The 9,395-nt window shown below is 65.8% G+C and carries 11 protein-coding genes; 7 read left to right on the top strand and 4 right to left on the bottom strand.

Features of this window, described 5'->3' with window-relative positions; genetic code table 11:
* Positions 1 to 149 precede the first annotated feature (149 nt).
* Together OXF11_20660 and arsS are read right to left on the bottom strand one after the other, a co-directional pair.
* A complete protein-coding gene (locus OXF11_20660) occupies positions 150 to 827 on the bottom strand; it encodes a TIGR04283 family arsenosugar biosynthesis glycosyltransferase (protein MCY4489501.1) in 678 nt (225 codons plus the stop codon).
* A gap of 33 nt (positions 828 to 860) precedes the next feature.
* Positions 861 to 1,832 carry an arsenosugar biosynthesis radical SAM protein ArsS gene (gene arsS / locus OXF11_20665; protein ID MCY4489502.1) on the bottom strand — a complete coding sequence of 324 codons (972 nt, stop codon included), beginning with the start codon at positions 1,830 to 1,832 and terminating at the stop codon, positions 861 to 863.
* 177 nt (positions 1,833 to 2,009) lie between these two features.
* On the opposite strand from arsS, the gene OXF11_20670 reads away from it, so the two are divergent.
* The 3 genes from OXF11_20670 (at position 2,010) to OXF11_20680 (ending at position 4,075) form a co-directional block, all read left to right on the top strand.
* Positions 2,010 to 2,639 carry a DUF924 domain-containing protein gene (locus OXF11_20670; protein MCY4489503.1) on the top strand — a complete coding sequence of 210 codons (630 nt, stop codon included), beginning with the start codon at positions 2,010 to 2,012 and terminating at the stop codon, positions 2,637 to 2,639.
* Positions 2,640 to 2,766: 127 nt separating this feature from the next.
* Positions 2,767 to 3,333, top strand: coding sequence for a methylated-DNA--[protein]-cysteine S-methyltransferase (locus OXF11_20675; GenBank protein ID MCY4489504.1), 567 nt, complete (start codon positions 2,767 to 2,769; stop codon positions 3,331 to 3,333).
* The gene (locus tag OXF11_20680; protein ID MCY4489505.1) at positions 3,320 to 4,075 is read left to right on the top strand and encodes a glucose 1-dehydrogenase; all 756 of its coding nucleotides are present in this window, start codon (positions 3,320 to 3,322) and stop codon (positions 4,073 to 4,075) included. Before OXF11_20675 ends, OXF11_20680 begins: the two co-directional genes overlap by 14 nt.
* A gap of 107 nt (positions 4,076 to 4,182) precedes the next feature.
* On the opposite strand, the gene OXF11_20685 is transcribed toward OXF11_20680, so the two are convergent.
* Both OXF11_20685 and thrH read right to left on the bottom strand, forming a co-directional pair.
* A complete protein-coding gene (locus tag OXF11_20685) occupies positions 4,183 to 5,574 on the bottom strand; it encodes a dihydroorotase family protein (protein MCY4489506.1) in 1,392 nt (463 codons plus the stop codon).
* 60 nt (positions 5,575 to 5,634) lie between these two features.
* Positions 5,635 to 6,228 (bottom strand): bifunctional phosphoserine phosphatase/homoserine phosphotransferase ThrH, encoded by a 594-nt coding sequence (gene thrH / locus OXF11_20690; GenBank protein MCY4489507.1) that lies wholly within the window; start codon positions 6,226 to 6,228, stop codon positions 5,635 to 5,637.
* A gap of 228 nt (positions 6,229 to 6,456) precedes the next feature.
* On the opposite strand from thrH, the gene OXF11_20695 reads away from it, so the two are divergent.
* The 4 genes from OXF11_20695 to OXF11_20710 all read left to right on the top strand — a co-directional run.
* Complete coding sequence (locus OXF11_20695; protein ID MCY4489508.1) at positions 6,457 to 7,197, top strand: dienelactone hydrolase family protein; 741 nt, start codon at positions 6,457 to 6,459, stop codon at positions 7,195 to 7,197.
* 27 nt (positions 7,198 to 7,224) lie between these two features.
* Positions 7,225 to 8,061, top strand: coding sequence for a p-hydroxycinnamoyl CoA hydratase/lyase (locus OXF11_20700; GenBank protein ID MCY4489509.1), 837 nt, complete (start codon positions 7,225 to 7,227; stop codon positions 8,059 to 8,061).
* 96 nt (positions 8,062 to 8,157) lie between these two features.
* Positions 8,158 to 8,994 (top strand): p-hydroxycinnamoyl CoA hydratase/lyase, encoded by an 837-nt coding sequence (locus tag OXF11_20705; protein MCY4489510.1) that lies wholly within the window; start codon positions 8,158 to 8,160, stop codon positions 8,992 to 8,994.
* Positions 8,995 to 9,110: 116 nt separating this feature from the next.
* Positions 9,111 to 9,395: hypothetical protein (locus OXF11_20710; GenBank protein MCY4489511.1), on the top strand; the 285-nt coding region annotated here is incomplete at its 3' end.

The following is a 9,395-nucleotide window of genomic DNA, read 5'->3' on the forward strand; positions in this document are numbered from 1 at the left end:
CTGCGCCGTAGAAGACTGGTTGAATTGTCACGCCCCCGGATCGTCATTCCCGCGAAAGCGGGAATCCAGGGGTGGTGGGGCGAGGAACATGCCGCTATACCCCGCCCAACCCCTGGATTCCCGCTTTCGCGGGAATGACGATCCGGGGGCTAGCGTGCCTCGCCGTACAGGCGTTTCAGCCGCGCCGGTGGCACGCCGGCGAGGTAGAGGAGCTTCAGCGCCCACATGAGCAGGATGGTCCGTACCGCGCCGTGCTTCTCCCAGCGGCGCGCCGAGCTCACCACGCGCGCGCGCAGGCAGGCGATGCGCCCGGCTTTCTTGAGCGCGCGCGAGAACGCCACGTCCTCCATCAGCGGTATTTCCGGGAAGCCTCCGAGATCCTCGAACACGGCACGGCGCACGAAGATGGCTTGGTCGCCGGTGGCGACCCGGGTCAGCCGGGAGCGCAGACTGATCATGCGCCCGACAAGGCGCAGCAGCGGGCGCGTGCTGTCCAGGCGGATGTCGAAGCGTCCGCCGACGCAGCGGGCGTCGGCCATGCATGCCTGGACGTCCCGGCTCGCGCCGGCGGGGGGGTTCGTGTCGGCGTGCAGGAAGAGGAGCACGTCGCCCGCGGCTTGGCGCGCGCCCGCGTTCATCTGCGTGGCCCGGCCCCTGCGCGAGACCACGAGCCGCGCCGGGGTGGCGGGGACGATTTCTGCCGTTCGGTCCGTGCTGCCGCCGTCGACCACGATGAGTTCGCAGTTCTCGACTCGGGCGAGGTCCGCGAGGGTGGCTGCGATGGTCCGTTCCTCGTTCAGGACGGGAATGATGATGGAGAGCCGCATGGACGGGTGGGGCGCCCGCCGGGCGGATTCGTCTTAAACCAGCGTGCCGCCGCAACTGCTGCCGGTGCCGGCGGTGCAGGCGTAGCAATGGTTCGCCGTGAGAATGGGCTGGTCCTCGAAGTCCGCCGCGGAGAAATCCCGGATGTGGGGGCGTTTCCCGTTGACTTGGCCCAGCGGCATCTCGAGCATCTGGTTGAAGTCGCAGTCGTACACCGACCCATCCCACGCCACGCTCAACAGGTCCCGGCACATGACCTTCTCCACCGTTTCGGCGTTGAAGTTGTCCTCCAGGAGCTGCAGGTAGTCGTCGTACTGGCCCCGCTGCTTGAGGAACTTCTTGAAGCGGGTAATGGGCATGTTGGTCAGGCAATAGAGGTGGTTGAAGACGATGCCGAGTTCGTCGCCGAGCATGCGCCGGTAGTCGTCCTCGAGCTTCTCCTGGGGCGGCGGCAGGTAGTTGCCCATGGGGTTGTAGACGAGGTTGAGCTCAAGCCCTGAATCGGGCTGTCCGTAGCCCAGGCGGTTCAGCTCCTGCAGCCCGCGCACGCTCAACTCGAAGGTGCCGTTGCCGCGCTGACTGTCCACGTTCTCCCGGGTGTAGCACGGCAGTGAGCAGATGACCTCGACTTGGTGGCGCCTGAAGAACTCGGGCAGGTGCTCCTTGCCCTCCTCGTAGAAGACCGTGAGGTTGCAGCGGTCCATGACGTGGCGCCCGAGCCCCCTGCAGGACTCCACCAGGTGGTCGAAGTGGGGGTTCAGTTCGGGCGCGCCTCCGGTGATGTCCACGGTGGGGATGTCGGAGTTTTCCAGGAACCGCAACACGTCGTCCACGGTGTCCCGGTCCATGATCTCCTTGCGGCCCGGACCGGCCTCCACGTGGCAGTGAAAGCACGACTGGTTGCAGTACTTTCCCATGTTGACCTGGAGCACTTGGAGCTTCTGCTTCCGCAGTGAACGTCCACTGGCCCTGACCTTTTCGTCGAAATATAACGTGACAGCCTCCAGGGCACGGTATTGACACCACCCGGGAATACGGGATTCCCGGCAGTGTTGCAATTGGGGTTGTCTTGGTCAAGACTTGCAACAATTTTTAATTGGTACGGTGCCGGGGCCGGAGCCCCTCTGGAAAGGCGCAACGCATCCAGCGGCCGGCGGACTGTCGCCGCCGTCAACGGAGGGCGCGTGGAACCCCTATCGAAAGAAATACTATCCTTCTGGTTTGAAACGCTGGACCTGAGCGTGGAGATGGAGAAGCGCCAGGTGTGGTTCCGGTCCACCCCGGAGTTCGACCAATACCTGGTCGACCACTACACCGGGGTTCACGAGCGGGCCGCGGCGGGAGAGTTCGACCACTTCAAGGAGACCGCCGAAGACTGCCTGACCCTGATCCTGTGCCTGGATCAGTTCCCGCGCAATATCTTCCGCGGTACCCCGCGCGCCTTCGCCACCGACCCCAAGGCGCGCGAGGTGGCGCGCCACGCCCTGGACAAGGGTTACGACCGCGGCATCTCCCGCTGGCCCAGAACGTTCATCTACCTGCCGTTCGAGCACAGCGAGGAACTGGTCGACCAGGAGCGTGCGCTGGTGCTGTACGGCAGCCTCGGTGTCGAGGACTCCATGCGCTCGGCGGTCGGGCACCACGCCGCCATCAAGCGCTTCGGCCGCTTCCCCCATCGCAACGCCGTCCTGGGACGCCCCAACACTCCCGAAGAGGACGAGTATCTCAAGGACCCGCCCCTGTGGGGCAAGACCGCGGCCGAGGCCGCGGCGTTGGAAGCGCGCAAGGCGGCGGCCGCCGAGGGGGGAGGTTAGCCGGCCGGAGGCAGCGCGGCCCGGCGGATTGTTGTGCGAATGAACCGGACAGGCCATTAGTGTGGTGTCTGGTTAATTCGCATATTTATTATGCGAATGAACCAGACACCACACTAGGGAGGGAAGCATGTACTACGACTGGATGGAGAGTCCCTTGGGAGATCTCCTGATCGTTGCGGACGAGTCCGCGCTCAGGATGATCCGCTTCTCCCGGGGACGGCATCCCGGCAACGTGGAGGACGGCTGGCATCAGGGCGGGTTGGTGGTGGCGGAGGCGCGGCGCCAACTCGACGAATACTTCGCGGGAGGCCGCAAGCACTTCGACCTGCCGGTGGCGCCCGCGGGCACGCCGTTTCAATTGCGCGCGTGGCGCGCACTGCAAGACATCCCTTACGGTGAAACCCGTTCCTACGGCGAGCAGGCCCGCGCCCTGGGGCGGCCGGCGGCGGTGCGCGCGGTGGGCGCGGCCAACGGGCACAACCCGATTCCCATCGTCATCCCGTGCCATCGGGTCATCGGCGGAGACGGGCGGTTGACCGGGTACGCCGGCGGTCTCGACATCAAGAAGCACCTGCTGGACCTGGAACGGCGTCACGTCGTCGACCACACGCGTGAAGTGCCCGCGGGTCCGGGGGCCGGTGCGACCGCGGACCTGTTCGGCCGGGAAACGGAGCAGCGGCATGCGGCTCCTTGATCGGGTTGCCCTGGTCACGGGCGCGGCCACGGGCCTGGGACGGGCCTACGCGGTGCGGCTTGCCGCGGAGGGCGCCCACGTGTGCGCCACCGACGTGAACCTCGCCGGGGTGGAAGGGACCGCGCGGCTGGTGGCGGCCGAGGGGCGCAAGTCCCTGGCGGTGGAGATGGACGTGACCTCGGAGCAGCAGACACGGGACGGCGCGAAGAAGGCCTTCGACCACTTCGGCAGCATCGACATCCTGGTGAACAACGCGGGCATCGTGCGCAACACCCCGCGGGTGCCCATCGAGGAGGCCGACGTGGCGGACTGGCACCGCATCATCGCGGTCAACCTCACCGGAACGTACCTGGCGGCCCGGGCCGTGGTGCCCTACATGAAGCGCTCGCCCAAGGGGAAGATCATCAACATCAGCTCGGGAGTGGCGCTCCATGGCCGCACACTGAGCCACGAGTACGTCTCGTCCAAGATGGGAGTCATCGGGCTCACCCGCGCGCTGGCCACCGACCTCGGCCGCTTCAACATCAACGTGAACGCCGTCGCTCCGGGCGGGGTCGACACTTCGCAGGCGCGGGAAGCGCCGGAAACGCCCTCGGAGCACATGCTGCGTCAGCGCAGCGTCGAGCGCCATCTCTTTCCCAGCGACCTCGACGGGGTCGTGGCCTTTCTCGCCTCCGACGACAGCGACATGATCACCGGCCAGGTGATCAACGTGGACGGCGGCCGCGTGTTCATCGCGTAAGCCCGTGTCGCGGCGCCGGCGCGTTGCCGTTTCCCCACGGAGGCGGAGCGGACGCGTGTTTTGGAGGGGTGTCCCGGGCCGTCCGACCCGGGACACGGAGTGGATTCCTACCCGGGGTACGTGGCCTTGGCCTGCCGGCCGTGGCCCTTCTTTCCCACCACCTTGCCGTCGCGGTACACGGTGGCGCCGCGCACGAACGTGCGTACCGGCCAGCCCTTCAGCGTACGCCCGGCGTAGGGGCTCCAGCCGATGAGGCTGAGCACGTCCTCGTCGCGGATTTCCTTTTCGGCGGTCAGGTCCACCAGCACCAGGTCGGCGTCGTAGCCCACCTCGATGCGGCCCTTGTTGTGCACCCCGAAGATGCGCGCGGATCCCGTGGACGTGGCCTCGACCATGCGCTCCAGCGAGATCTTGCCCTTGGAGGCGGCGTCCATGAGCAGGCTCATGTAGTACTGCGTGGACGGCGTGCCGGTGTGGGCCTTCCAGCCGTCCTCCCAGCCGACTTCCTTCTCCTCGCGCGTGTGCGGCGCGTGGTCGGTGGCGACGATGTCGATGGTGCCGTCGCACAGGCCGCCCCATAGGGCGGGTGAGTTCTTCTCCGGCACCCAGTAGGAAAGGGCGTAGGAGCCCAGACGCTCGATCTCGCTCCAGTCCGGCCCCAGGAACAGCGCCCAGGGGTTGATCTCGGCGGTTACTCGCTGGCCGGCGGCCTTGGCCCGGCGGATCATGTCCACGCTGCCCTCGGTCTGGATGTGCAGCAGGTGCAGGTGCACGCCGGTGGCCGCCTGCAGGCGGATGAGGAACTGGATGGCGGTTTCCCAGATGACGCCGTCGTAGTCGGCATAGGCCTTGGCGTAGGCCAGACAGTCGTGCTCGCCCCGGTCCCAGTACTTTTTCTCGACGTAGTCCATGAGGGGCTGGTCGTGGGGGTGCACCATGAGCGGCACGTTGGCCGCGGCGCATGCCTCCATGATCTCCATCAGCTTGCCGTGGTCGTGCACGCCGATGCCCGGCATGTGCGGGTAGTCCCGCCCCGTGTCCACCACCATGAACACCTTGAAGGCGGCGATGCCGTGCTGCGCCAGCTTGGGGATCTCTTCCGGGATGGTGCCGGCCGGGTTGACGTTGAAGTCGATGAAGGATTCACGCTCGTACACGCTGAACAGTTGCTCCAGGCGCGGTACCGTGTTGGGCGGCGGCGTCACGTTGGGCATGGCCACCGACGTGGTAACCCCGCCGGCGGCGCACTGCATGGTGGCCGTCTGGACGTTCTCCTTGTAGTCGTAGCCGCCGGGCTCGCCGCCCTCGCGGTGGTGCGAGTGCATGTCCACCGCGCCCGGGATGAGCGCCAGGTTGGTGGCGTCCACCACCTCGGCGGCCTCGGGCGTGGCGCCGGGCGCATAGATCCCGGCGATGGAGCCGTTCTGGATGCCCACCGAACCCTTGTAACGGTGATCGGCGGTGATGATGTCGGCGTTGGAAATAAGCACGTCCAGCATGGAAGTTCTCCTTGTGGGGAGTGGCGTGCGCGATAGGTACGCCGCGCCCGCCACGCTTTATTATTGCTTCAGCAACCGCGACAGCGTCGCGTAGTCGCGTGACACCGGAAATGCCGGATACCGTTTGACGATGGCCTCCGGCGGGTTGAACAGCACGCCGCGGTCGGCGGTGCGCAGCATGCTCAGGTCGTTGTAGGAGTCCCCCGCCGCCACCACGCGAAAGCCGATCTGCTTGAACGCTCGCACGGCTTTGCGCTTGCCGTCCTTCTGGCGGAGGATGTAGTTTGCGATGTACCCCGACCGGCTCACCGTGAGCCAGTTGCACAGCAGCGTCGGGTTGCCGAGCTTGCGGATGAGCGGCATGGCGAACTCGTAGAAGGTGTCCGACAGCAGCACCACCTGGAAGTCTTGGTACAGGTCGTCGAGGAAGTCCCTGGCCCCGGGCAGCGGCTCCATGCCGGCGATGACGCCCTGGATGTCCGCCAGCCGGATGCGTTTCTTCCGCAGCACCTTCAGGCGGTGCTGCATGAGCTGGTCGTAGTCGGAGATGTCGCGCGTGGTGAGCCGCAGGTCGTCGTTGTGGAAATGCTCGGCGACCGCGATCCAGATTTCCGGCAGGAGGACGCCCTCCAGGTCCAAACAGCAGATTTGCATGGTGTCGCTACGTCCCGGTTGAATTCCGAGCACCCGCGAGGGCGTCGGGACTGGGGGTGGGCCGGCGGAGTGTCGCAGGCCCGAGATCGGAAGGGTAGCACAACGCCCAACGGTAACAAAACCGCGCGGCGGACCCTCCTTGACAGCTTTGCGAACCCCGTGTCAATGAGAACTCTCGTCGAACCCATCGAAACTGAACAAGAACACAAACCCAACAGGAGGAACACGATGAGCATCCACACTGCAACGGTGGACATCTCCGCCGACGACGGCAAGTCCATGGGCCTCTACGTGGCCGCGCCCGACGGCGACGGCAGGAAGCCGGCGCTGCTGGTGATCATGGAGATCTTCGGCGTCAACGCGCACATGAAGGAAGTGACCGAACGCTTCGCCAACGAGGGCTACGTGGCCGTATCGCCGGACCTCTACTATCGCCTGGACGAGCGCGTCATCCCCAACACCGACCGTGACGCCGCCTTCGCCGCCCGCGGCACGCTCTACGACACCAAGGTTGTCGAGGACCTGAACCGCGCCATCGCCTACGCCAAGGGACGGGACGACGTGGACCCGGACCGGGTGGGCATCATCGGCTATTGCTTCGGCGGCCGGGTGTCGTGGATGGCGGCGTGCAACTGCGCCGGGCTTTCGTGCAGCAGCCTGTACTACGGCGGCCAGATCGCCGGCGGCCAGCGCGGCGAGAAGAGCCCGGTGGAGCCGGTGACCCAGGGGAACAACATCAAGATCCCGATGCAGTGCGTCTGGGGCGGGCAGGACCAGGGCATCCCGCAGGAGGCTCGCGACGCCATCGAGTCGACCCTCAAGGCCAACAACGTGGACTACGAGTGGCACCTGTACGAGGACGCGGGCCACGCGTTCTTCTGCGACGACCGCCCGAGCTACCACGAGGCGTCCGCCAAGGACGTGTGGCCCAAGACGCTGGCGTTCCTGGGCCGGCACCTGAAGGCGTAGGGCACCGACATTCAAAGGAGACATCCGATGGCAACGAAGGAATACAAGACCGTGTTGGTGGAGAAAGAGGACGGCATGACCTGGGTGATCCTCAACCGTCCCGAAAAGCGCAACGCCATGAACCCGCAACTCCACTTCGACATGTACGACGTAGTGACCGAAGCCGAGGGGGACCCGGAAACCCAGGTGATGATCATCACCGGCGCGGGCAATAGCTGGTGCGCGGGCATGGACCTCAAGGAGTTCTTCCGCGAGGGCGACCAGAACCCGGAGTTCCAGCGGCAGGTAGGCTGGGCCAGCCAGGAGTGGCGCTGGCGCAAGCTCTTCACCTTCCCCAAGCCCACCATCGCCATGGTCAACGGCTACTGCTTCGGCGGCGCCTTCAGCCCCATGATCGCCTGTGACTTCGCCATCGCCGCCGAGGACGCCGTCTTCGGGTTGTCCGAGGTCAACTGGGGCATCCTGCCCGGCGGCCTCGTGAGCCGTGTCGTCACCGACGTGTTGAGCCTGCGCGACGGCCTGTACCACGCCATGACCGGCGACCCGTTCGACGGCAGGAAGGCCGCGGAGATGCGGCTGGTCAACTACGCGGTGCCGGCCGACCAGCTCCGGGACGAGACCGTAAAGCTGGCCAGGAAGCTCATGGAGAAGAACCCCTGGGCGTTGCGGGCCACCAAGCAGGCCTACAAGCTCGTGCGCGGCATGGACTACTCCCAGGCCGAGGACTATCTGGCCGCCAAGGGCGCGCAGATCAAGCTGCAGGACCGGGAGGACGGCTACGGCCAAGGTATCAAGCAGTTCATCGACGACAAGACCTACAAGCCGGGGTTCGGTCCCATGGACCGCGTGAACAAGGGTTCCTGACGCCGCGGGTTCGTGCGCGCCTTGACTCCCGCAACCCGACTGCATAGAGTTGGCGAAATCTCAATCACTTGAACGTTTCAAGGAGGTATACGTTTAATGGCAACGAAAGAGTACAAGACAGTTTTGGTGGAGAAGGAGGACGGGCTCACTTGGGTCATCCTCAACCGTCCGGAGAAGCGCAACGCCATGAGCCCGCAGCTCCATTTCGACATGTACGACGCGGTGACCGAGTGCGAGGGAGATCCGGAGACACAGGTCATGGTCATCACCGGCGCGGGCAATAGCTGGTGCGCCGGCCAGGACCTGAAGGAGTACTTCCGCGAGGGCGACAAGAACCCGGCGATGCGCCGCCATGCGAGCTGGTGCAGCCAGGAGTGGCGCTGGCGCAAGCTCTTCACCTTCTCCAAGCCCACCATCGCCATGGTCAACGGCTACTGCTTCGGCGGCGCCTTCACCCCGCTGGTGGCCTGTGACTTCGCCATCGCCGCGGATGACGCCGTCTTCGGGCTGTCCGAGGTGAACTGGGGCATCCTCCCCGGCGGCCTCGTGAGCCGGGTGGTCACGGACATGCTGTCGCTGCGCGACGGCCTCTACCACGCCATGACCGGCGATCCCTTCGACGGCAAGAAGGCCGCGGAGATGCGCCTCGTCAACTACTCGGTGCCGGCGGACCAGCTCCGGGACGAGACCGTGAAGCTGGCCAAGAAGCTCATGGAGAAGAACCCCTGGGCGCTGCGCGCCACCAAGCAGGCCTACAAGCTCGTGCGCAACATGGACTACTCCCAGGCCGAGGACTATCTCGCCGCCAAGGGCGCGCAGATCAAGCTGCAGGACCGGGAGGGCGGTTACGACCAGGGCATCAAGCAGTTCATCGACGACAAGACCTACAAGCCCGGGTTCGGTCCCATGGCGCGGGTCAACAAGGCTTCCTAGCCGGCAAGACGGCAGGTGTGACAGTCATGAGGGCGGGGCATCGGTCCGGCGGCGCCCGGACCGATGCCCCCAAGAGCCGGAAGACGGCATTCACAGACTCAAGGAGGGAGCAAGCGATGAAGTCAACCTTACACGTGCTTTCCACGTGCGCCGTGCTGGTGCTCGCACTGTTGCTCGCGACCCCGGCGCTGGCCGCGGACAAACCGTTTTTTCAAGGTAAGACCCTGAGGCTGGTGATCGACTTCTCGGCGGGCGGCCCGACCGACATCGAGTGCCGTATCTACGCCCGGCATCTGAAGAAGCACCTGAAGGGCAATCCCACCATCGTGGTCACGAGCAAGCCGGGCGGCGGCGGCACGCTGGCGATGAACTGGATCTACGAGCGCGCGCGCCGGAACGGC

This window comes from Deltaproteobacteria bacterium (assembly GCA_026712905.1).
Lineage (GTDB): Bacteria > Desulfobacterota > Binatia > UBA9968 > JAJDTQ01 > JAJDTQ01.

Coding starts and splice junctions, on each gene's coding strand:
- thrH (MCY4489507.1), bottom strand. CDS start 6,228: ATGCAAATCTGCTGTTTGGACCTGGAGGGCGTCCTCCTGCCGGAAATC.
- OXF11_20695 (MCY4489508.1), top strand. CDS start 6,457: ATGAGCATCCACACTGCAACGGTGGACATCTCCGCCGACGACGGCAAG.
- OXF11_20685 (MCY4489506.1), bottom strand. CDS start 5,574: ATGCTGGACGTGCTTATTTCCAACGCCGACATCATCACCGCCGATCAC.
- OXF11_20705 (MCY4489510.1), top strand. CDS start 8,158: ATGGCAACGAAAGAGTACAAGACAGTTTTGGTGGAGAAGGAGGACGGG.
- OXF11_20700 (MCY4489509.1), top strand. CDS start 7,225: ATGGCAACGAAGGAATACAAGACCGTGTTGGTGGAGAAAGAGGACGGC.
- OXF11_20660 (MCY4489501.1), bottom strand. CDS start 827: ATGCGGCTCTCCATCATCATTCCCGTCCTGAACGAGGAACGGACCATC.
- OXF11_20675 (MCY4489504.1), top strand. CDS start 2,767: ATGTACTACGACTGGATGGAGAGTCCCTTGGGAGATCTCCTGATCGTT.
- OXF11_20680 (MCY4489505.1), top strand. CDS start 3,320: ATGCGGCTCCTTGATCGGGTTGCCCTGGTCACGGGCGCGGCCACGGGC.